Origin of the sequence: Halarcobacter anaerophilus (assembly GCF_006459125.1) — a bacterium.
In the GTDB taxonomy this organism is placed as follows: domain Bacteria; phylum Campylobacterota; class Campylobacteria; order Campylobacterales; family Arcobacteraceae; genus Halarcobacter; species Halarcobacter anaerophilus.
In genome coordinates this window covers 2,486,763-2,507,012 of the sequence record NZ_CP041070.1, presented here as the reverse complement: position 1 = coordinate 2,507,012, position 20,250 = coordinate 2,486,763, and the positions used below count along the sequence as shown (strand labels likewise).

22 protein-coding genes and 5 tRNA genes are annotated in these 20,250 nt (G+C 31.6%); 22 read left to right on the top strand and 5 right to left on the bottom strand.

What is annotated here, in order from left to right; all coding sequences use genetic code 11:
* The gene (locus AANAER_RS12530; RefSeq protein WP_044417346.1) at positions 1-1,236 is read left to right on the top strand and encodes an FtsW/RodA/SpoVE family cell cycle protein; all 1,236 of its coding nucleotides are present in this window, start codon (positions 1-3) and stop codon (positions 1,234-1,236) included.
* Positions 1,236-2,255 (top strand): undecaprenyldiphospho-muramoylpentapeptide beta-N-acetylglucosaminyltransferase, encoded by a 1,020-nt coding sequence (murG, locus tag AANAER_RS12525; RefSeq protein WP_129082185.1) that lies wholly within the window; start codon positions 1,236-1,238, stop codon positions 2,253-2,255. Before AANAER_RS12530 ends, murG begins: the two co-directional genes overlap by 1 nt.
* On the opposite strand, the gene AANAER_RS12520 is transcribed toward murG, so the two are convergent.
* Together AANAER_RS12520 and AANAER_RS12515 are read right to left on the bottom strand one after the other, a co-directional pair.
* Positions 2,235-3,005 (bottom strand): undecaprenyl-diphosphate phosphatase, encoded by a 771-nt coding sequence (locus tag AANAER_RS12520; protein ID WP_129082184.1) that lies wholly within the window; start codon positions 3,003-3,005, stop codon positions 2,235-2,237. The two genes, murG and AANAER_RS12520, sit on opposite strands and share 21 nt — an antisense overlap.
* A complete protein-coding gene (locus AANAER_RS12515; RefSeq protein ID WP_129082183.1) occupies positions 3,005-3,664 on the bottom strand; it encodes an MqnA/MqnD/SBP family protein in 660 nt (219 codons plus the stop codon). The genes AANAER_RS12520 and AANAER_RS12515 overlap by 1 nt, the downstream gene beginning before the upstream one ends.
* Positions 3,665-3,735: 71 nt before the next feature.
* On the opposite strand from AANAER_RS12515, the gene AANAER_RS12510 reads away from it, so the two are divergent.
* The 5 genes from AANAER_RS12510 (at position 3,736) to glnA (ending at position 8,045) form a co-directional block, all read left to right on the top strand.
* Positions 3,736-3,957 carry a MoaD/ThiS family protein gene (locus tag AANAER_RS12510; RefSeq protein WP_044417353.1) on the top strand — a complete coding sequence of 74 codons (222 nt, stop codon included), beginning with the start codon at positions 3,736-3,738 and terminating at the stop codon, positions 3,955-3,957.
* A 25-nt stretch (positions 3,958-3,982) separates the two neighbouring features.
* A complete protein-coding gene (locus tag AANAER_RS12505) occupies positions 3,983-4,435 on the top strand; it encodes a molybdopterin synthase catalytic subunit (protein ID WP_129082182.1) in 453 nt (150 codons plus the stop codon).
* Positions 4,435-5,685 carry a diguanylate cyclase gene (locus AANAER_RS12500; protein ID WP_129082181.1) on the top strand — a complete coding sequence of 417 codons (1,251 nt, stop codon included), beginning with the start codon at positions 4,435-4,437 and terminating at the stop codon, positions 5,683-5,685. Before AANAER_RS12505 ends, AANAER_RS12500 begins: the two co-directional genes overlap by 1 nt.
* Positions 5,682-6,482, top strand: a complete 801-nt coding sequence (hisJ, locus tag AANAER_RS12495) for a histidinol-phosphatase HisJ (RefSeq protein ID WP_129082180.1) — start codon at positions 5,682-5,684, stop codon at positions 6,480-6,482. The genes AANAER_RS12500 and hisJ overlap by 4 nt, the downstream gene beginning before the upstream one ends.
* A gap of 135 nt (positions 6,483-6,617) precedes the next feature.
* Positions 6,618-8,045, top strand: coding sequence for a type I glutamate--ammonia ligase (glnA, locus tag AANAER_RS12490; protein WP_044417359.1), 1,428 nt, complete (start codon positions 6,618-6,620; stop codon positions 8,043-8,045).
* 101 nt (positions 8,046-8,146) lie between these two features.
* Here the strand turns inward: glnA and AANAER_RS12485 are convergent, their stop codons facing one another.
* Genes AANAER_RS12485 through gpmI form a run of 3 tightly spaced genes read right to left on the bottom strand, consistent with a single transcriptional unit; the run spans position 8,147 to position 12,320 of the window.
* Positions 8,147-10,141: a penicillin-binding protein 1A gene (locus tag AANAER_RS12485; RefSeq protein WP_179951820.1), complete on the bottom strand. Its 1,995-nt coding sequence runs from the start codon at positions 10,139-10,141 to the stop codon at positions 8,147-8,149.
* Between the two features lie 5 nt (positions 10,142-10,146).
* Complete coding sequence (locus AANAER_RS12480) at positions 10,147-10,845, bottom strand: ATP-binding cassette domain-containing protein (RefSeq protein WP_129082178.1); 699 nt, start codon at positions 10,843-10,845, stop codon at positions 10,147-10,149.
* Entirely contained in the window at positions 10,845-12,320 is a 1,476-nt protein-coding gene (gpmI, locus tag AANAER_RS12475) for a 2,3-bisphosphoglycerate-independent phosphoglycerate mutase (RefSeq protein ID WP_129082177.1), read from the bottom strand. The genes AANAER_RS12480 and gpmI overlap by 1 nt, the downstream gene beginning before the upstream one ends.
* A gap of 158 nt (positions 12,321-12,478) precedes the next feature.
* Here gpmI and mraY point away from each other — a divergent pair, with 158 nt between their 5' ends.
* The 15 genes from mraY (at position 12,479) to rplL (ending at position 20,104) form a co-directional block, all read left to right on the top strand.
* Positions 12,479-13,540: a phospho-N-acetylmuramoyl-pentapeptide-transferase gene (gene mraY, locus AANAER_RS12470; protein ID WP_129082176.1), complete on the top strand. Its 1,062-nt coding sequence runs from the start codon at positions 12,479-12,481 to the stop codon at positions 13,538-13,540.
* 13 nt (positions 13,541-13,553) lie between these two features.
* Positions 13,554-14,714: a UDP-N-acetylmuramoyl-L-alanine--D-glutamate ligase gene (murD, locus tag AANAER_RS12465; RefSeq protein ID WP_129082175.1), complete on the top strand. Its 1,161-nt coding sequence runs from the start codon at positions 13,554-13,556 to the stop codon at positions 14,712-14,714.
* Positions 14,715-14,750: 36 nt separating this feature from the next.
* A tRNA-Phe gene (locus AANAER_RS12460) sits at positions 14,751-14,826 on the top strand.
* A 43-nt stretch (positions 14,827-14,869) separates the two neighbouring features.
* Positions 14,870-14,946: transfer RNA gene (locus tag AANAER_RS12455), tRNA-Thr, on the top strand.
* Positions 14,947-15,010: 64 nt separating this feature from the next.
* Positions 15,011-15,095: transfer RNA gene (locus tag AANAER_RS12450), tRNA-Tyr, on the top strand.
* 10 nt (positions 15,096-15,105) lie between these two features.
* Positions 15,106-15,182, top strand: a tRNA-Gly gene (locus AANAER_RS12445).
* Positions 15,183-15,418: 236 nt separating this feature from the next.
* On the top strand, positions 15,419-16,627 hold the full coding sequence (gene tuf / locus AANAER_RS12440; protein ID WP_129082174.1) for an elongation factor Tu: 1,209 nt from the start codon (positions 15,419-15,421) through the stop codon (positions 16,625-16,627).
* Positions 16,628-16,636: 9 nt separating this feature from the next.
* Positions 16,637-16,807 (top strand): 50S ribosomal protein L33, encoded by a 171-nt coding sequence (gene rpmG, locus AANAER_RS12435; RefSeq protein WP_044417367.1) that lies wholly within the window; start codon positions 16,637-16,639, stop codon positions 16,805-16,807.
* Positions 16,808-16,834: 27 nt separating this feature from the next.
* Positions 16,835-16,910: transfer RNA gene (locus AANAER_RS12430), tRNA-Trp, on the top strand.
* Between the two features lie 70 nt (positions 16,911-16,980).
* Positions 16,981-17,163: a preprotein translocase subunit SecE gene (secE, locus tag AANAER_RS12425; protein ID WP_129082189.1), complete on the top strand. Its 183-nt coding sequence runs from the start codon at positions 16,981-16,983 to the stop codon at positions 17,161-17,163.
* A gap of 10 nt (positions 17,164-17,173) precedes the next feature.
* Complete coding sequence (nusG, locus tag AANAER_RS12420; protein ID WP_129082173.1) at positions 17,174-17,701, top strand: transcription termination/antitermination protein NusG; 528 nt, start codon at positions 17,174-17,176, stop codon at positions 17,699-17,701.
* A gap of 103 nt (positions 17,702-17,804) precedes the next feature.
* Positions 17,805-18,230: a 50S ribosomal protein L11 gene (rplK, locus tag AANAER_RS12415; protein ID WP_044417371.1), complete on the top strand. Its 426-nt coding sequence runs from the start codon at positions 17,805-17,807 to the stop codon at positions 18,228-18,230.
* 71 nt (positions 18,231-18,301) lie between these two features.
* Positions 18,302-19,000, top strand: coding sequence for a 50S ribosomal protein L1 (gene rplA / locus AANAER_RS12410; protein ID WP_129082172.1), 699 nt, complete (start codon positions 18,302-18,304; stop codon positions 18,998-19,000).
* Between the two features lie 159 nt (positions 19,001-19,159).
* A complete protein-coding gene (rplJ, locus tag AANAER_RS12405) occupies positions 19,160-19,648 on the top strand; it encodes a 50S ribosomal protein L10 (protein WP_044417375.1) in 489 nt (162 codons plus the stop codon).
* 78 nt (positions 19,649-19,726) lie between these two features.
* A complete protein-coding gene (gene rplL, locus AANAER_RS12400; RefSeq protein ID WP_044417377.1) occupies positions 19,727-20,104 on the top strand; it encodes a 50S ribosomal protein L7/L12 in 378 nt (125 codons plus the stop codon).
* Positions 20,105-20,250 lie beyond the last annotated feature (146 nt).

The following is a 20,250-nucleotide window of genomic DNA, read 5'->3' as shown; positions in this document are numbered from 1 at the left end:
ATGAATTCTAACAAAAATAAAATTAAAAGAAACAATACCGATAAAAGAATTTATGAAGCTGATTATCTACTGTTTTTATTGGTCTCTTTACTAATTATTATAAGTATTATATTTTCATATTCTCTTGCTATTTATACTGTTGAATATTATGATTACAACCAATTCCATTTTTTTGTCAGACAGTTTTTAGTAGGAGTTTTATCTATTTTTATAATGTGGGGTTTTTCTTTAATTGAACCTGATAAAATAGTAAATAGAGTGGGAATGGGATTTTTTATATTTTTCTTTATTTTAATGATTTTAATGCCTTTTTTACCCTCTTCAATGGTAACAGCTTCAGGTGGAGCGAATAGATGGATAAGGCTTCCGGGGTTTTCTCTCTCTCCTGTCGAGTTTTTTAAAATCGGATTTATATATTTTCTTTCTTGGTCTTTTCATAGAAGATTAATTGAAGTTCCAAGAAAAATAGGGCTTAAACAAGAGCTTCTGCTTTTAACTCCTTATTTTGTAGCTTTTTTAGTGGTTGTTTTTATAATTGCATTTCTACAAAAAGATTTGGGTCAAGTTGTATTGTTAGGTGCAATTCTTTTTACTCTTCTTATTTTTGCAAATAGGAGTTATAAAGTTTTTGTCTCTTTAGGCGTTGTGGGAATATTGGCTTTTATAGGACTTATTATAGCAGCTCCCCATAGAATACAGAGAATATTTTCTTGGTGGGCTATGGTTCAAGATAAAATTTTATCAATACTACCTTCTTGGGCAGATAAATATTTAAGAATAGACGAACTTCCCGAACCCTACCAGGTATCTCACTCTTTAAATGCTATGCATAACGGGGGAATCTTCGGAGAAGGAGTAGGATTAGGAGATATAAAACTAGGTTTTTTAAGTGAAGTACACACAGACTTTGTTTTAGCAGGGATAACAGAAGAGTTAGGTTTAGTAGGACTTATATTTATAACTTTTATTATATTTTTAATAATATTTAGAATTTTTAGAATAAGCGGAAGGGTGGAAAATAAAATATACCATCTCTTTACTATAGGGGTTGCTTTAATGATAATAATTGCTTTTTTGATAAACTCTTACGGAATTTCAGGAATGATTCCTATAAAAGGTATTGCCGTTCCTCTTTTAAGTTACGGGGGGTCTTCAATGCTGGCAATTTCTATAGCTATAGGAATGGTTTTATCAATCAGCAAATCTGTAGATTTAAATAAAAAGGTTAATCAATAATGAGAGTAGTTATAACAGGCGGTGGAACAGGCGGACATTTGAAAGTTGCCGATGCATTTATTGAAGAGTATTCAAAAAGAGGAATAAAACCTATTTTTATAGGTTCCGTAAACGGGCAGGACAAAGATTGGTTTGAAAATGATAAAAGATTAAAAAAAGCCTATTTTTTAGAAACCAGAGGGGTTGTAAATAAAAAAGGCTTAGGAAAAATAAGTTCTTTGTTTCAAATATTTAAAGCTATGAATCAATGTTTTGATATTTTTGATAAGTATGATGTCAAAACAGTAATTTCAGTGGGAGGATTTTCTGCCGCACCTGCTACTTTTGCAGCTATACTCTCTTGGGGTTGTAAATTATATATTCATGAACAAAACTCCGTGATGGGTAGATTAAATGAAATAACTTCAAAATTTGCGACACAAGTTTTTTGTTCTTTTGACAATAAATCACTTATAAGAGATTATCCTGTTTCAGAAGAGTTTTTTGATAATGCAAGAATAAGAGACGAGTTGAAAACAATTATATTTCTAGGCGGTTCTCAAGGGGCATCGGCAATAAACAATTTTGCCTTGAAAGTTGCACCTACACTTAAAAAACTAGGACTAAATATTATTCATCAAACGGGTAAAAACGATTATGAAAGAGTAAAAGAAGAGTATGAAAAAATGGGAATAGAAGTTGATTTGTTCCCTTTTTCAAAAGAGATTGCAAAAAAGATGAGTGAAGCTGATTTTGCCGTTAGCCGTGCAGGTGCATCTACTTTATGGGAACTTTGTGCAAATTCTTTACCTACTTTATTTGTCCCTTTTCCGTATGCTGCAAAAGATCATCAATACACAAATGCAAAGTTTTTGGAAGATAAAGGGTTGTGTTATCTTTGTAGAGAAGAGAAATTAAATGAAGAGATACTAATTGAGAGTCTAAAAAAAGATAACTTCTCAATTAGTAAAAAGTTGGTAGATTCAATTAAATATAATGCAGTTGAATCTATTGTAAACTTAATTAGTCAAGGTAAGTAAAAGAATACCGAAAACGATTCTATATATACCGAAACTTACAAAAGTAAAGTTTTCTAAAAACTTTAAAAACAGTTTTATTGCAATATAAGCAACAATAAAAGAGGTTATAAAACCGATTATAAGATTGCTAAAATTTGCTCCTACTAAAAGATCGTTATGATGTTTTAATAGATCATAACCTGTTGTTGCACACATTACGGGAAAAGCCAGCAAAAAACTAAATTCTGCACTGGCTTTTCTATTTAAACCTACAAGCATAGCTCCTATTATGGAGGAACCTGCTCTTGAAGTTCCCGGAATTAGTGCAAAAATTTGTGCAAGCCCTATATACAAAGATTGTTTATATGTAACTTTTTCTACATCGGCTGTTATGTGTTTTGATTCATCATAAAATTTTTCAACAATTAAAAAGACAACTCCTCCTACTATAAACATAGTAGCAACTATATGTAAAGAGAAGAGTGCTTTTATTTGATCTGAAAAAAGAAATCCGACTGCTGCAATGGGTAAAAAAGCAATAAATATTTTAATCCATAAATTTATATGTTTAAAGGTGAATTTAGATGGATAATTTAAAACTACAGCTAAAATTGCCGCAAATTGAATTATGACCTCATAGGCTTTATTAACTTGTGATTGGTCAATGCCTAAAAAATTACTTGCAACAATTAAATGTCCCGTTGAAGAGATAGGTAAAAACTCGGTTATCCCTTCAATAATACCTAAAATAACAGAGTCGAATCCTGTCATTAAAATCCTTTTTGTTTTGTAAGTGAAAGAAATTTTTTTATAGCTCTTTTCTCTTTAGTTCTTATATCATAATCGATTAGTTTTAAATACTCTAAAATATTTTTATTTGAAATATTTGATCTTTTTGAATACTCATTTAAAATATATTGAGGAATTTTTATTTGCCTTTTTTTAAAATCTTTCATTATATTTTTTAACATTTTACCGTTTTTTCTATAACATAATGTTGCAAAAACAAAAGGAAGATTAAATTTTTTCTCCCATTCTACGGCTAAATCAATAGTTTCAACATCAGGGTTTTCATGGAAAAATTTTAAAGCCTTATCTCCTATTAAAACCTCTCCGTGCAAATTTAATATTTTTGCCAAGGCATTTGAGGTTTGACTTTGATAATCTTCTTTATCTTTTCCCGGAATTAAAAAAACCGACCTTACGTTTTTTCTTGCGATAATCCCATAATCTAATCTTTTCTCTCCTCTTGATGCAATAGAAGATACAAAAGCAGAATCAACTTTACTCTTTTTTAGTTTCTTGTTTATTTTAGACGGATAAGATTTCTTATAGTTAATAATTGACTTAATTTGAGACGATTGAATTCTTTTTTTTAAAAAGACATGAACGGGTAGTAAATTTATAAAATCTATTTTTGCAAATATCATTTTATTTGCTCCTTCTTTTTATTAAAATTAATTGGATATAATATCTAAATTGAAGTAAATAAGGGGTTAATATGGTAAAAGTAGAATTTTTAGGACCAATTAATAAAGACTCTGTAAAAATAGAAGCAAATAGTTTAGAACAGTTAAGCCAAATATTAAAAAAAGATGCCCAAATATCTTCTTGGCTTGAAAATTGTGCAGTTGCAGTAAATGATACTATAATCTGTTCTAAAGATGTTGCCTTAAAAGACGGAGATAGAGTCTCTTTACTTCCTCCTGTTTGCGGGGGATGATAAAATAGTAAATAAAGAGTGAATAATGGAAATTGATAGAAAATTGCAACTTTTTGAGGGAAGTTTACCGGTTGAAAAGATAACTAACAGCTGGTATAAAGAGTATAAAAACTCTAATTACGGTGCGATAATTACCTTTGTAGGAGTTGTTAGAGACGAGAATAAAATTGAGGGTTTAAGTTTTGATATTTATGAACCGATATTAAACTCTTGGTTTGATTCCTGGCAAGAAAAAGCAAAAAGCAAAGGTGCTATAGTTTTAATGGCTCACAGCAAAGGAGATGTTCTTAATCATGAAAGTTCATATATAGCAGCCGTATGCTCCCCTAAAAGAAGAGTGGCCTTAGAATTAATCGATGAGTTTGTTGAAGATTTTAAAGCATCGGCTCCAATATGGAAATATGATATTCTAAAAGGCAAACGAGTTTATGCCGAAGATAGAAGTACTCCCATAAAAGGAGCAGGGATTTTAAGCTAATGTCAAAAAGAGTTTTAATTATTGAAGACAGTAAATCCGTTTCAAGTACACTTGAGGCAATGATAAAAGATGAATTGGGTTTTAAAACAGTTATAGGTTCTTCAGTAAAGCAGTGTGCGAAACTATTACTTGAATATAAAGGAAAATTCGATATTGCTCTTTTAGATTTGGGTTTGCCCGATTCTTATAACGGTGAGATTGTAGATTTTGTTACGAAGTTTAATATTCCTATAGTTATTTTAACTGCCACTTCATTGGTAGAAAATGAGATAAAATATAGAAATAAGAATATTGTAGATTATGTTATAAAAGATGGTTTATATTCATTTAAATATGCAATTTCGGTTATAAGAAGAATAGTAAATAATGATGGAATAAAACTGCTTATTGTTGATGACTCAAAAAGTTTTTTGGATAATACAAAAGATCTTATAGAAAGATACAAAATAGAAGTTTTTACTGCAACAAACGGTTTAGAAGCTTTAGAGATTTTAGAGAAGAATAAAGATATCAAGATAATATTAACGGATTATTATATGCCTTTTATGAACGGACTTGAATTAGTAAGAACCGTAAGAAAAAAATATGCTAAAGATGAGTTATCTATAATCGTAACTTCAGTAACAAAAGAGAGGCAAACAGCTTCAAAGTTTTTAAAATACGGTGCAAATGATTTTCTTTATAAAGGGTTTACCCAAGAAGAGCTGTTTGTAAGAATAAATGCCAATATAGAACTTTTAGAGCTTTTTGAAGAGTTAAAAAACAGGGCAAATAAAGATTTTCTTACAAAACTTTATAATAGAAGATATCTCTTTGAAGAGGGAAATAAAATTTTAAAAGAGGCAAATGAAAAGAAAAATAGATTATTTGCAGCTTTAATTGATATTGATAAATTTAAAAACATAAATGATACTTACGGTCATGATATAGGGGACTTGACTTTAAAAGAGGTTTCAAAAATATTGAGAAAATATTTTAAAAAAGATGAATTAATAGCAAGACTAGGCGGTGAAGAGTTTTGTATTTTGTTTAAAAATAAAGATGAAGATTTAGTAAAACAGAGATTAGAACTTCTAAGAAAAGAGTTTGCCGAAAATGTGATTGAACTAGGAGACTTAAAATTGAAATTTACTATTTCAATCGGTTGTAGTTTTAAAAAAGCAGATGCATTGGATATAATGCTACAAGAGGCAGACAAAGGGCTATATGAAGCAAAAGAGACAGGAAGAAATAGGATAAGATATAGATGAGAGTAGATTTACACAACCATACAACTTTATGTAATCATGCAACAGGAACAATGCAAGAGTATATACAAAGAGCAATAGAGTTAAATATAGATGTTTTTGGTTTTTCCGACCATGCACCGATGCCTTATGATCCAAAATACAGAATGGATATTTCACAAAAAAATGCGTATGAACAAAACATTGAAATATTGAAGCAGAAGTATAAAGATAAAATAGAAATTTTAAAAGCATATGAAGTAGATTTTATGCAAAACAACTCTTTGATGTTAGATGAGGTTTTAAAATCAAATGTTGATTATTTAATAGGTTCAGTTCATTTTTTACAAGAGAACGGTTCCGGACTTTGGGGTTTTGATAATCCTGAATTTATAGGTAAATACAAAGAGAAAAACATAGATTATATTTGGAGTGAATATTTTGCAGCAATTAAAGAGATGGCAAAAAGTAAACTTTTTGATATTGTCGGACATTTGGATTTGATTAAAGTATTTAAATATTTGCCTGATAAAGATATTAAATCAATAGCTTTAGACGCCCTAAAAGAGATAAAAAAAGCTAATATGGTTATAGAAATTAACAGTGCCGGATTTAGAAAACCTATAAATGAACCTTACCCTTCAAAAGAGTTGCTTGAGCTTGCTTTTGAATTAGATATTCCTATCACATTCTCTTCAGATGCACACAAAATTGAACAAATTGGATTTATGTATGAAAGTGTAACTGCAATTGCAAGAGAAATTGGATATAATAATTGCGTTATCTTTAGAAATAGGGATAAAAAACTAGTTAATTTTTAAACAGCTAAATAGAGCTTATTTTTGATAAATCGATAATAAAATATATTTTGTTGTGTATTTTTTATACAGGCGTTTTACCTAAAATTTTCTTTATTTGGATAAAATAACGCATAATTATTTCAAGGAGTTAAAAACATGGGAAAATTTGTTAACAATACTGAAGAATTTTTCAAATATTGTGAAGAAAATGAGGTTAAATTTGTAGATCTTAGATTTACGGATATGAAAGGTATGTGGCACCATTTGACTTATATGTTAAGTGCTGTAAATGAAGATAATTTAACAAATGGTATGCCATTTGACGGTTCATCTGTAGATGCGTGGCAACCAATTAATAAATCAGATATGTTATTAAAACCTGATGTTGAAACTGCATTTTTGGACCCTTTTACTGCTGATTCTACAATTATACTATTTTGTGATGTTTATGACATTTACAAAGGTGAATTATATGAAAAATGTCCAAGATCTATTGCTAAAAAAGCTCTTAAACACTTAAGTGATTCAGGACTTGGAGATGCAGCTTACTTTGGACCTGAAAATGAATTTTTTGTATTTGATGATGTAAAAATCAAAGATGAAATCAATGAATCTCACTATAGAGTTGATTCTGACGAAGGTTGCTGGTCAGACGATGAAGAGTATGAAACTGGAAACATGGCTCATAGACCAAGAACAAAAGGTGGATATTTCCCTGTTCAACCTACAGATTCAATGGTAGATTTAAGAGCTGAAATGATGCAAATATTAGAACAAGTTGGATTAACAGTTGTTCTAGGACACCACGAAGTTGCTCAAGCTCAAGGTGAAATCGGAATTGTATTCGGTGACCTAATTGAAGCTGCTGACAATGTTCAAAAATACAAATATGTTTGTAAAATGGTTGCTCACTTAAACGGTAAAACTTGTACTTTTATGCCTAAACCTTTATACGGTGATAACGGTAACGGTATGCACGTACATCAATCAATTTGGAAAGACGGAAGAAACTTATTTTACAAAGAGGGTGAATATGCAAATTTAAGTGAAATGGCAAGACACTATATCGGTGGTATTTTTAAACATGCAAGAGCAGTTGCGGCATTTACAAACGCATCAACAAACTCTTACAAAAGATTAATCCCTGGTTTTGAGGCTCCTTCAATTTTAACTTACTCTTCTCAAAACAGATCTGCATCTTGTAGAATTCCTTACGGAGCAGGTGAAAAAGCAACAAGAATCGAAATGAGATTCCCTGACTCAACAGCTTGCCCATATTTAGCATTTGCTGCAATGATGATGGCAGGATTAGACGGTATTAAAAATAAATATGAACCTATCGGTCCAATGGATGATGATTTATTTGAATTACCTTTAGATGAAATTAGAGAGAGAAAAATCCCTCAAATGCCTCATACATTAAGAGGTTCTTTAGAAGCTTTAATTAGAGATAACGATTTCTTACAACCTGTATTTAGTAAAGATATGATTGATACATATCAACACTATAAATTCGAAACACAAGTTTGGCCTGATGAAGCAAGACCAACTGCATTTGAATTTAAATCAACTTTCTCTTGTTAGTCAAGTCTCCTTTAAAATAAAAAAGGCTAGTCTTTTAAAGACTAGCCTTTTTTTATATTCAAGATTTTAATTTAATAAAAAATTATATAAGAGTTCCTTTTTTAGAACTCTATTATTTCTCCGTTTGGAGCTTCATTAGTAACAGGCATTTGAGTTTTTGGAAGAGGCGAAGTTTGTGTATAATACTCTTTATGTCCATTCACATAAGAACTTTTTACATTATCAGGCATTTGAAACTCTCTTTGAATTTCGGGATGAATTTCTAAATATTTTTTATAAAAATAAGAGAATGACGGAGCTGCTGTAGTTCCTCCACCTTCACTTCTTCTCATTGCAGTATTATCATCTTTACCAAACCATACAATGGTTTGAATTGTAGGAGAAAATCCACAAAACCATGCATCTGTATTGTTGTTGGTTGTTCCTGTTTTACCTGCTAATTCAATTCCTTTTACTTTTGCTCTTCTTCCCGTACCTTTTAAAACAACATCTTCTAAAATTGATTTCATTAAATAGATTTGTTCAGGAGAGTCTACATATTTTACTTCCGGTTCAAAATTTATAGTTTCACCTTTGCTATTTGTAATTGAATTTATCATATATGGAGTTACTTGTATACCATCATTTGAAAAAGAGCTGTAGGCTTTACTAAAATCAAAAGGTGAGATTGAAAAAGAACCCAAGGTTATAGAGAGATCTTTTGGCATTCCTGTTATTCCAAAGTTTTCTAAACCTTTATACATTTCATCTATTCCTACATCTGTTACTAAATTAATTGTTGCAAGGTTTCTTGATTTTACCAGAGATTCTCTTAGGGTAATTATACCTTTGAATTTGCCACCATAGTTTTTAGGTTGCCATTTTTTCTCTTCACCGTCAATTTCATAATTATAGGTTCTTCCTATATCTATAAGTTGAGAAGCCGGAGAATATCCTAAATCAAGTGCTGTTTGATAGAAAAAAGGTTTGGCCGAAGAACCCGGTTGTCTTCTACTTTGAACAACTCTGTTAAAAGAGGACTCTTTATAATCTACTCCTCCAACCATAGCCAATATTTTTCCTGTGTTGTTTTCAATTGAGATTAAAGCTCCGTTTAATGAATTTACAAAATATCCTTCTTCAACTTCGTTTCCGTCATGGTCAACATTGTTTTTTGGATTCTTTTGCAGCTTTTCATCTCTTTGTATAATTCTATCATATCCGTATTTTAAGGCTTCTCTTGCAATTTTTTGTGCATCCAAATCAATTGTCAAGTTTATTTTATATCCGCCTGATCTAATATCTTTGATATCTTTATGTAAAATTTTTATTGCATAATCTACAATATAAGGGGCTTTGTTTTTTGTTAAAGTATCATTATAAACTTTAGGAATATAGTTTATTGAGTCTTTATACTCTTCATCATTTATCCAGCCTAATGTATGCATTCTGCTTATTACTTGATTTGCTCTTGTTAGGGTAAATTTTAGATTTCGTGTAGGGTCGTAAAAACTTGGAGCTTTTGGAAGACCTACTAAAATTGCAATCTCTTTTAGATTTAATTCAAACAAATCTTTTCTAAAATATCCTTGTGCAGCGGTTCTAATCCCATAATAGCTGTGCCCAAAATAGACTTGATTTAAATATCTTTCAAGAATTTGCTCTTTTGTCAAAATTGTTTCTAATCTTACAGCTAAAAGTGCCTCTTTTATTTTTCTTATTAGTTTTTTTTCTCTTGTTAATACAATACTTTTTATAAGTTGCTGGGTTAGGGTGCTTGCTCCTTCTACATATTTCATTGCTTTAATATTTTTTATCATTGCTCTGCTGATTGCATCGGGGTTAATACCATGATGTTCAAAAAAGTGAGTATCTTCTATAGCAACTAAAGCTTCGACAACTCTTGCCGGGATATCTTCATATTTTACATATAATCTATGCTCTTTTTTAAATATATTTGCAATAAGTTTTCCGTCTCTATCAAAAAACTGAGTTGTTTTGGGTGGATTGTAGTTTACTACTTTATCCAAATCCCCTCTAATTTCATTATAAAGATTTAATAACCATCCTGCAATACCTATACCGATTATAAGCAAGAATGTAAAAATGTATTTCATCATATCTATTTCCTGAATTCCTTATTTTCAAAAGTTGAATTTATAAGCTCTTTGGTGTAAGAAGTTTTTGGATTTGAAAGGATACTTTTCGTATCTCCTTTCTCAATAACTTTACCATCTTTTATAATAACAATATTTTTACAAATGTTTTTTATAGAGTTTATATCATGAGTCACAAAAAGAGTCAAAAAATTTAACTTCTTTTGTAAGTCATGAAGCAGATTTAAAATTGTCTGTTTTGATTTTTCATCAAGTGCTGTCGTAGGTTCATCCAAAAGCAGAAGTTTTATATCATTGCTAAATGCAATTGCAATAACCGCTCTTTGAAGTTGTCCTCCGCTTAATTGATTGGGAAATCTTTCTAAAAGTTTTTTATCTAAACCGACAAATTGCATTAAATGTTCTTTTTTTTCATCTGAACAGAAAAATTGATTTTTTATTTTTGTCATAGGAGAGAGTGAAGTAAACGGATTTTGAGGAATAAATCCTATAGTATTACTGTTTAATTCAAAAGGTGAATCAACCTCAAAATCTAATTTTAAATTTGAAGGAAGCAGATTTAAAATAGACTTCAACGTCAGTGATTTGCCGCTTCCGCTTTGACCGATTAAAGCAGTAGCCTCATCTATATCAAAGCAAAGATCGACTAAATTTTTTTTATCGGTTGATATTTGTAGTCTTTTTATATCTACTTTTTGCGTCATTAAACCAAAGCCTCATCCATCTCTTTTGGCTTTTCTATCTCCATAAGTTTTAAAACAGTAGGAGCAATATTGTTTAAGCTTCCTGTTTTTACTCTATCTACACCTTGTGCCATAACGAAGCAGAATACATCTCCTACTGTGTGATTAGTTAAGGTTTTTCCTTTTTCATCTTTCATCATTTCACAATTTCCGTGGTCGCTTGTTAAAATAAGATTATAATCTTTCTCTTTTGCTTTTTTAATAATTTGTCCTAACTCTTTATCTACAGCTTCAACGGCTTTTATACCGGCTTCATAAACACCTGTATGTCCGACCATGTCTCCGTTTGCAAAATTTACGACAATAAAATCGTAACTCTCTTCCATTGCTTTTAAAACGGCTTCTGATACTTTTGGTGCACTCATTTCAGGTTGAAGATCATAAGTAGCTACTTTAGGAGAAGGTATTAAAACTCTGCTCTCATTTAAAACAGGTTCTTCAACACCGCCGTTAAAGAAAAATGTTACATGGGCATATTTCTCTGTTTCTGCCGTATGAAGTTGGCTTAATCCTGCATTTGAAATTACTTCTGCAAGGGTGTTTTTAGGAGTCTCTTTTGGAAAAATTACGGGAAGAGGAAGATTTTTATCATATTGCGTCATTGTAGCTATATTTAGTTTTTTATCGAATCTTTTAAATTCATTAAATTGACTGCTTGCGATTGCCGTTGAGATTTCTCTCATTCTATCGCTTCTGAAATTGCAGAAAATTACTCCGTCATTCTCTTCTAATCCTTTATAATCTTCAAAGGCTGTAGGAACTAAAAATTCATCAAAGATTTCGTTTTTATAAGACTCATCTATTAAATCAAATACCTCTTTTGAAGTTTTTGGAGTTGCAAATGCTATTGCATCATAAGCTTTTTGAACTCTTTCCCATCTATTATCTCTATCCATAGAGTAATATCTTCCGGCAATTGTTGCCAATTTTATATCATCATCACAAATATCGATAATTTGTTGAAGATATTTTTTTGCACAATTAGGTGCGACATCTCTTCCGTCTGTTATTGCATGAATAAAGACTTTTTTGCCGCTGTTTTTTGCAATTTTTGCTAAACTCATTATATGATTGATATGAGAGTGTACTCCACCGTCACTCAATAATCCTATTAGATGAATATTATTTGATGAAGAGATAGTCTCTTTTATAACATTATTATCTTTTAAAGTGTCATTTTCAATAGAGATATTTATTTTTACTAAATCTTGGTATAAAACTCTACCGCTACCTATTGTCATATGTCCTACTTCACTGTTTCCCATTTGTCCGTCGGGAAGTCCTACATATTTTCCGTAAGTGTGAATTAACGAGTAGGGTACGTTTTTGAATAGATAATCGTATGTCGGAGTCTTAGCATTGGTAAATGCATTATACTTTTCCGACTCATTAAATCCAATTCCGTCTGTAATTATCAAGATTGCTTTTTTACTCATTATTTAAACCTTTTAAAAACTATATTATATTATAATCTTCGCGGATTATACCAAAACTAACTCCTATATTTGCTGAAAATATATCTCTTTGTTTTATACTAAAGATTGGGGTTTGTTAAAACACAGGAGTCAAATTTCCTGAAATTGAAGGTTTAAATTTGTTTTATTGGTTCTACAGACATTTAGATATAAATATATTTCAATATATTTCGGTTCGTGCAGGGATTGCGTTTTTTATCTCATTTTTTCTTACTATGTATCTTCTTCCAAAATTTGTAAAGTGGGCAAAATCAAAAAAAGCTTCTCAGCCTATTTACGAGTATGCTCCCGATTCACATCAGGAGAAGGCTGGAACACCTACTATGGGAGGAGTGATTTTTATATTTTCAACTTTAATAGCTACACTCTTTACAGTTAAGTTAAATAATTTTTATGTTGTAGGTGCATTATTGATTCTTGCTAGTTTCTCTTTAATTGGCTTTAAAGATGATATCTCGAAGATTTTAAAAAACAGTAATTCTGCCGGATTAACGCCCAGAGGAAAACTTTTTTTACAGCTTTTAGCTGCTATTGTAGTATCCGTTGTTTTAATAGTTTACGGGCATACTACGACTCTTTATACTCCTTTTTACAAATATCCGCTTTTTGATATGAGTTATTTTGCAATTGCTTTTTGGGTATTAGTAATAGTATCTGCTTCAAATGCTGTTAATTTAACAGACGGATTAGACGGTTTGGCAACAGTACCTTCTATTATGGCATTTGTGACACTTTCCGGAATTGTGTATATAACAGGTCATGCAGTATTCTCTTCTTATCTATTTTTACCTAGTATTCAAACTTCGGGAGAATTGGCGATAATAGGAACAGCCTTAGTAGGTTCTTTAATAGCCTTTCTTTGGTTTAACTGCCATCCTGCACAAGTATTTATGGGAGACAGCGGTTCTTTGCCTTTAGGCGCTTTTATGGGATATATGGCAATTGTCGCAAAATCTGAAATTTTACTTATATTTATAGGACTCATTTTTGTAGTTGAGACGGTATCAGTTATTTTACAAGTGGGTTCTTATAAATTAAGACAAAAAAGAATATTTTTAATGGCTCCTATTCACCACCATTTTGAAAAAAAAGGTTGGAAAGAGAATAAAATAATAGTAAGATTCTGGATTGTCTCTTTTATGGCAAATTTAGTTGCCCTTTTAACACTAAAAATAAGATAAGGTATATAATAAAATGATTAGAGTACTTGGAAAAGGTCTCACTGCACAAGCAATAAAAAAAAGTTTTGAAAACGTAACTTTGTATGATGATTCGGATTTTAACAGTTATGATTTAGATTCTAAAGATATTACAATTGTAAGTCCGGGAATACCTCCTTATAATAATATGGTAAAAAATGCAAACAATATACAAAGTGATTATGACTTAATATATGAGAATATGCCTTTTTCTATTTGGATAAGCGGAACAAACGGAAAAACAACTACTACGCAAATGATTCAGCACCTTTTAAAAGATAAAGGAAGTGTATGCGGAGGAAATATCGGTACGCCTGTTACTCTCTTAGATAAAAAAGCACCGATATGGATATTAGAGACCTCTTCTTTTACTTTTCATTATATAAAAAGAGCAAAACCCAATTTATATATACTTCTTCCTATAAGTGAAGATCATATATCTTGGCACGGAAGTTTTGAAGAGTATAAAAGAGCAAAATTAAAACCGCTTGATATGATGGGTGAGGGTGAAATTGCAATAATTCCCGAAGAGTTTAAAGATTATCCCACTTCAGCTATGAAAATCACATATAAAAACAGTGATGATTTATGCGAGTTTTTTAATATTGAAAAAAGCAGCATAAAATTTAAAGAACCTTTTTTAATAGATGCAATTCTATCTCTTGCCGCAAAAAAGATTCTTTTTGATGAAATTGATTATGAAAATATTAACAGTTTTAAAGTAGATAAACATAAAGTAGAAGAGTTTAAAGATATAGATAATAGATTATGGATAGATGATAGTAAAGCTACAAATGTAGATGCAACAATAAAAGCTTTAGAATCATATAAAGATAAAAAAATATTTCTAATATTAGGAGGAGATGATAAAGGAGCAGATTTAAAGCCTCTTTTTGATTATATAAAAGCTTTTGATATTGAAATATTTGCAATTGGAAGTAATGAAGATAGAATTTATCAATTTTGCAAAGAGTATAATATAAAAATTTCAAAATGTTCTATCTTGGAAAAAGCAGTTAAAAGAATAGCTCAAAAGCACGATAAAAACAGCCTTGCAGTACTTTCTCCAGCTGCTGCATCACTTGATCAATATAGCTCATATAAGCAAAGAGGAGAAGAATTTAAAAAGTTCGTATCTAGTTTAAGCTTAAATTAATTATTGTATGTGTATAATTTCACTCCAATTTAAGACGGCTCGGTAGCTCAGTCGGTAGAGCAAAGGACTGAAAATCCTTGTGTCGGCAGTTCGATTCTGCCCCGCGCCACCACTTTTTAAAGACTAGTTTTTTAAAAAGATTTAAATTGACGGATGCTGGTGTAGCTCAGTTGGCTAGAGCAGCTGATTTGTAATCAGCAGGTCGGGGGTTCAACTCCCTTCACCAGCTCCATTTTATTAATGTCGTGCGTAATCTTAAAAAGATCAGCGCTTGACCAGAACAATAATTTTTCAACGGTGAGGTTGGAGAGTGGTCAAATCCAGGAGACTGTAAATCTCCCGCCTATGGCTTCGAAGGTTCAAATCCTTCTCTCACCACCACTAAAATGTTGCGGGAATAGCTCAGTTGGCTAGAGCCTCTGCCTTCCAAGCAGATTGTCGCGAGTTCGAGTCTCGTTTCCCGCTCCATTAATTTATTGATTACTGGGAGCTGAGTTATAACGCATTTTTATAACTCCTTTTTTATACAAAAAATCTCCCATTAAAGTTTTTTTTAGTATTTTTTAATTAAAATACCAATCCACGAAAAAAATAGTATCTATTTTTTAGTGAACATAAATATATAAATCATCCCCTCTGAATAGAGAAGCCAGTGGGCTTATCTACTCAGAGGGCAATAACCAAAATTTTTTAAGGGGAATTTTATGGCAAAAGAAAAATTCGAGCGAACTAAACCGCACGTAAATATTGGTACTATTGGTCACGTTGACCACGGTAAAACTACATTAACAGCTGCTATTACTATGTGTTTAGCGCTTAAAAATGGTCAAGCTGCGATGGATTATGATCAAATTGATAATGCTCCAGAAGAGAGAGAAAGAGGAATTACAATTGCTACTTCTCACGTAGAGTATGAAACTGAAACTAGACACTACGCTCACGTGGATTGTCCAGGTCACGCCGATTATGTTAAAAACATGATTACTGGTGCTGCACAAATGGATGGTGCTATCTTAGTTATTGCTGCTACAGATGGACCAATGGCTCAAACTAGAGAACACATTCTATTATCTAAACAAGTTGGTGTACCATACATCGTTGTATTCTTAAACAAAGAAGATCAACTTGACGAAGAAGATAAAGAAGAGATGTTAGAATTAGTTGAGATGGAAGTAAGAGAATTATTATCAGAATATGATTTCCCAGGTGATGATACTCCTATCGTTGCTGGTTCTGCTTTCCAAGCTTTAGAAGAAGCTAAAGGTGGTACAGCTGGTGAATGGTCAGAAAAAATCTATAAATTAATGGATGAAGTTGATAACTATATCCCAACTCCAGAAAGAGATGCAGACCAAGATTTCTTAATGCCTGTTGAAGATGTATTTACAATTCAAGGTAGAGGTACTGTTGTAACTGGTAGAATTGAAAAAGGTACAATCAAACTAAACGAAGAGATTGAAATCGTTGGTATGAGAGATACTATGAAAACTACTGTTACTGGTATTGAAATGTTTAGAAAAGAGATGGACGAAGGTGTTGCTGGTGATAATGCCGGTGTTCTTCTAAGAGGTGTTAAAAAAGAAGATGTTCAAAGAGGACAAGTTCTTGTTAAACCAGGTTCAATTACTCCACATACTAAATTCAAAGGTGAAGTATATATCCTTTCTAAAGAGGAAGGTGGTAGACACACTCCATTCTTCTCAGGATATAGACCACAATTTTATGTAAGAACAACTGACGTTACAGGTTCTGTTACTTTACCAGAAGGTACTGAAATGGTTATGCCAGGTGATAACGTTGAGATGACAGTTGAATTAGTTGCTCCAATTGCTCTAGAAAAAGGTACTAAATTTGCTATTAGAGAAGGTGGTAGAACTGTTGGTGCTGGAGTTGTTGCTGAAATTATTGAGTAAGGATAACTTATGGCAAACGGAGTAAGCATCAAAATTGGACTAAAGTGTGAAGAGTGTGGTGATATTAACTACACTACTTATAAAAATCCAAAAACTTTTACAGAAAAGATGGCGATTAAAAAATATAGTCCAAGATTAAAAAAACACACTATTCATAAAGAAGTTAAGTTAAAGTCGTAAGACTTTTTCTTAACCTTTTGAAAACCTAGGTCAGTAGCTCCAATGGTAGAGCGCCGGATTCCAAATCCGATGGTTACGGGTTCGAGTCCTGTCTGGCCTGCCACTAAATTTTTTTAAAAGCAGTTTTGACTTCTTTTAAAAGAATTTATAAAGCTTAGAATTTGGAGTCGATTGTGAATAAATTAAAAACCTATTATAAAAGTGCAAAAGAAGAACTACTTAAAGTAATTTTCCCAATTAAAGAACAAATCAGATCTGCTTATCTTTCTGTTTTTGTTGTTGTAACCGTAATATCACTTTTCCTAGCACTAATTGATGCAATCATGTCTCTAAGCTTATCTGCTGTAATGAACTAAGGAATATCTAATGGCACATCAATGGTACGCAATACAAACTCACTCAGGTAGCGAATTAACTGTAAAAAGAGCTCTTGAAAAATTAGCAGAAGAGATGGGAGATGAAAAAATCTCTGAAGTTCTAGTTCCGACAGAAGATTTAATAGAAGTAAAAAAAGGGAATAAAACAATAGTTGAAAGACCTTTATATCCGGCTTATGCATTTGCTAAAATTGATTTGGATACAGCTTTATGGCATAGAATTCAATCAATGCCTAAAGTCGGAAGATTTATCGGTGAATCTAAAAAACCGACTCCTTTAACAAAAAAAGATATCGATTCAATTTTAGACAAAGTTCAAAATAGAGCTGCTGCTAAACCTAAAATCTCTTTTGATGAAGGTGAAATGGTTAGAATTAATGAAGGACCGTTTGCAAACTTTAATGGAGTAGTTGAAGATTTTGATATGGCTTCAGGTTTATTGAAATTAAACGTTTCAATTTTCGGAAGAAACACTCCCGTTGAAATTAACTACACTCAAGTAGAAAGAGTAGTTTAATAAAACAATTTTAGGCATTAGGCAATAAAACTTCAGCTTCCTTTGAGTTTTCTTGCCTAATGCCTAAATCATTAAATATAATAAATTTTAAAAAGGAAATACGATGGCTAAAAAAGTAGAAGGTATCTTAAAACTTCAAATTCCTGCGGGTGCTGCAAATCCATCACCACCAGTTGGTCCGGCTCTTGGTCAAAGAGGGATTAACATCATGGAATTTTGTAAAGCATTTAATGAAAAAACAAAAGATAAAGGTGGTTTTACGATTCCTGTAGAAATCACTGTTTATAACGATAAAAGCTTTACTTTTACATTAAAAGAACCACCAATGACTGATTTAATTAAAAAAGTTTCTGGTGTAAAAAAAGGTAGTGATAATCCACTAAAAAATAAAGTTGGAAAATTAACTAAAGATCAAGTTATGGAAATCGTTGGTATGAAAATTGCCGATTTAAATACTGATGACAAAGAACAAGCTGCAAAAATTGTTGCAGGTTCAGCTAGATCAATGGGAATTGATGTTGAATTATAAGATTCAAAACTAGTCTAACCACTGGACTATAAACAGCGGTAGCAAAAAAAATAAATATTGCGGAGAATAAAATGGCAAAAGTTTCAAAAAGATATAAGACATTATCAGAAAAAATTGAAGAGAGAGATTATTCATTAGCTGAGGCATGCGCTAAGTTAAAAGATTTAAAATCTGCTAAATTTGATGAATCAGTAGAAGTTGCATTAAACTTAAACGTTGATCCAAGACATGCAGATCAAATGATTAGAGGTGCTGTTGTACTTCCAAACGGTACAGGAAAAACTGTTAGAGTTGCAGTTTTTGCTAAAGGTGCTAAAGTAGATGAAGCTAAAGCAGCAGGTGCTGATATCGTTGGAAATGATGATTTAGTAGAGAGTGTACAAGCTGGGAACATTGATTTTGATGTTTTAATTGCAACACCTGATTGTATGGGATTAGTTGGTAAACTAGGTAGAATTTTAGGACCAAAAGGTTTAATGCCGAATCCTAAAACAGGTACAGTTACTATGGATGTTACTAAAGCAGTAAACGATGCTAAAGGTGGTCAAGTAGCATATAGAGTTGATAAAAAAGGTAATATTCATGCAGCAGTAGGAAAAGTTTCTTTTTCTGAAGAAGCTATAAAAGAGAATGTTCTTTCTTTTATTACTGCTATTAATAAAGCTAAACCTGCATCATCAAAAGGTAGATATATTAAAAATGCAGCAGTATCTTTAACTATGTCTCCATCAGTTAGTATGGATGTATTGGAATTAATGGAGATTAAATAAGGGATTCCCCTTATTTAATTAACATTCAACAGTGAGGATATAATCCTTATGATTGAGTGTTAATCAAAGCACTACATTAAAAACTGAAGATAGCCGGTAAAATACTCCTCCTGTATTTTGTAAAACCTGCTTAAGTTGGATGTTTTGAAAGGAGAATCGATGAATAAACAACAAAAAGCTGAAGTAATTGACTTCTTAACTTCTGAGTTTAAAGAATCACAAGCTATCGTAGTATGTGATTATAAAGGTTTAACTCATAAAGAATTAGAAGCATTAAGAAAAGAAGCAAAAGCTGTAGGGGCAAAAGTTCAAGTTGCTAAAAATACATTAGTAACTGTTGCAGTTAAAAATGCTGAGTTAGGGGATATTGAATTATCTGGAACTAACATTTTCTTATGGTCTGAAGATCAAATTTCTGCTTGTAAAGTTGCCGATAAATTTGCAACTGCAAATAAAGATAAATTTGCAATTAAATCTGGTATCATTGAAGGTCAAATTGCTGATCTTGCTACTGTTAATGCATTTGCTAAATTACCATCTAGAGAAGAGCTTCTTGGTATGCTTGCTGCTACATGGATGGCTCCAGTTACTAACTTTACAATCGGGCTTGATGCTCTTAGAAGAAAAAAAGAAGAAGAAGCTGCATAAGCAGTTAATAATGGTTTAGTTTGTAGAACAGACTAATTTTATAAAATTAAAAAAATAAAAATTATAAGGAAAATTGATATGGCAATTTCTAAAGAAGACGTATTAGAATACATCTCAGGTTTATCTGTATTAGAGTTATCTGAATTAGTAAAAGAATTTGAAGAAAAATTCGGTGTATCTGCACAACCGGTTGCAGTTGCAGGTGGAGCAGTTGCTGGTGGTGAAGCTGCTGCAGCAGAAGAAAAAACTGAATTTAACGTTGTGATTAAAGATGCAGGTGCTAAAAAAATCAACGTTATTAAAGTAATCAGAGCTCTTACAGGTCTTGGATTAAAAGAAGCAAAAGCTATGGCTGAAGAAGCTGGTGCAGTAGTTAAAGAAGGTGTTTCTAAAGAAGACGCTGAAGCTGCTAAAGCTGAATTAGAAGGGGCAGGAGCTACTGTAGAATTAGCATAATTACTTTTGTAATTATCCTGTTATACAAGGCAAATGCCTTGTATAAAGATTAGCATCTTTGAGGGCTAAGGTTAGAATTTTAATAGAAATTCTAACCCTATCCTTTAAGGATGCTTTTGCGCTTTATATACAAAGCTAAAATTAAA

What these genes read in the sequence shown, in the direction of transcription:
- rplK (WP_044417371.1), top strand. Translation starts at nt 17,805, where the DNA reads ATGGCTAAAAAAGTAGAAGGTATCTTAAAACTTCAAATTCCTGCGGGT.
- hisJ (WP_129082180.1), top strand. Translation starts at nt 5,682, where the DNA reads ATGAGAGTAGATTTACACAACCATACAACTTTATGTAATCATGCAACA.
- tuf (WP_129082174.1), top strand. Translation starts at nt 15,419, where the DNA reads ATGGCAAAAGAAAAATTCGAGCGAACTAAACCGCACGTAAATATTGGT.
- murG (WP_129082185.1), top strand. Translation starts at nt 1,236, where the DNA reads ATGAGAGTAGTTATAACAGGCGGTGGAACAGGCGGACATTTGAAAGTT.
- AANAER_RS12485 (WP_179951820.1), bottom strand. Translation starts at nt 10,141, where the DNA reads ATGAAATACATTTTTACATTCTTGCTTATAATCGGTATAGGTATTGCA.
- gpmI (WP_129082177.1), bottom strand. Translation starts at nt 12,320, where the DNA reads ATGAGTAAAAAAGCAATCTTGATAATTACAGACGGAATTGGATTTAAT.
- AANAER_RS12510 (WP_044417353.1), top strand. Translation starts at nt 3,736, where the DNA reads ATGGTAAAAGTAGAATTTTTAGGACCAATTAATAAAGACTCTGTAAAA.
- AANAER_RS12515 (WP_129082183.1), bottom strand. Translation starts at nt 3,664, where the DNA reads ATGATATTTGCAAAAATAGATTTTATAAATTTACTACCCGTTCATGTC.
- AANAER_RS12480 (WP_129082178.1), bottom strand. Translation starts at nt 10,845, where the DNA reads ATGACGCAAAAAGTAGATATAAAAAGACTACAAATATCAACCGATAAA.
- murD (WP_129082175.1), top strand. Translation starts at nt 13,554, where the DNA reads ATGATTAGAGTACTTGGAAAAGGTCTCACTGCACAAGCAATAAAAAAA.
- AANAER_RS12520 (WP_129082184.1), bottom strand. Translation starts at nt 3,005, where the DNA reads ATGACAGGATTCGACTCTGTTATTTTAGGTATTATTGAAGGGATAACC.
- AANAER_RS12500 (WP_129082181.1), top strand. Translation starts at nt 4,435, where the DNA reads ATGTCAAAAAGAGTTTTAATTATTGAAGACAGTAAATCCGTTTCAAGT.
- nusG (WP_129082173.1), top strand. Translation starts at nt 17,174, where the DNA reads ATGGCACATCAATGGTACGCAATACAAACTCACTCAGGTAGCGAATTA.
- AANAER_RS12530 (WP_044417346.1), top strand. Translation starts at nt 1, where the DNA reads ATGAATTCTAACAAAAATAAAATTAAAAGAAACAATACCGATAAAAGA.
- rplJ (WP_044417375.1), top strand. Translation starts at nt 19,160, where the DNA reads ATGAATAAACAACAAAAAGCTGAAGTAATTGACTTCTTAACTTCTGAG.
- AANAER_RS12505 (WP_129082182.1), top strand. Translation starts at nt 3,983, where the DNA reads ATGGAAATTGATAGAAAATTGCAACTTTTTGAGGGAAGTTTACCGGTT.
- rpmG (WP_044417367.1), top strand. Translation starts at nt 16,637, where the DNA reads ATGGCAAACGGAGTAAGCATCAAAATTGGACTAAAGTGTGAAGAGTGT.
- glnA (WP_044417359.1), top strand. Translation starts at nt 6,618, where the DNA reads ATGGGAAAATTTGTTAACAATACTGAAGAATTTTTCAAATATTGTGAA.
- rplL (WP_044417377.1), top strand. Translation starts at nt 19,727, where the DNA reads ATGGCAATTTCTAAAGAAGACGTATTAGAATACATCTCAGGTTTATCT.
- rplA (WP_129082172.1), top strand. Translation starts at nt 18,302, where the DNA reads ATGGCAAAAGTTTCAAAAAGATATAAGACATTATCAGAAAAAATTGAA.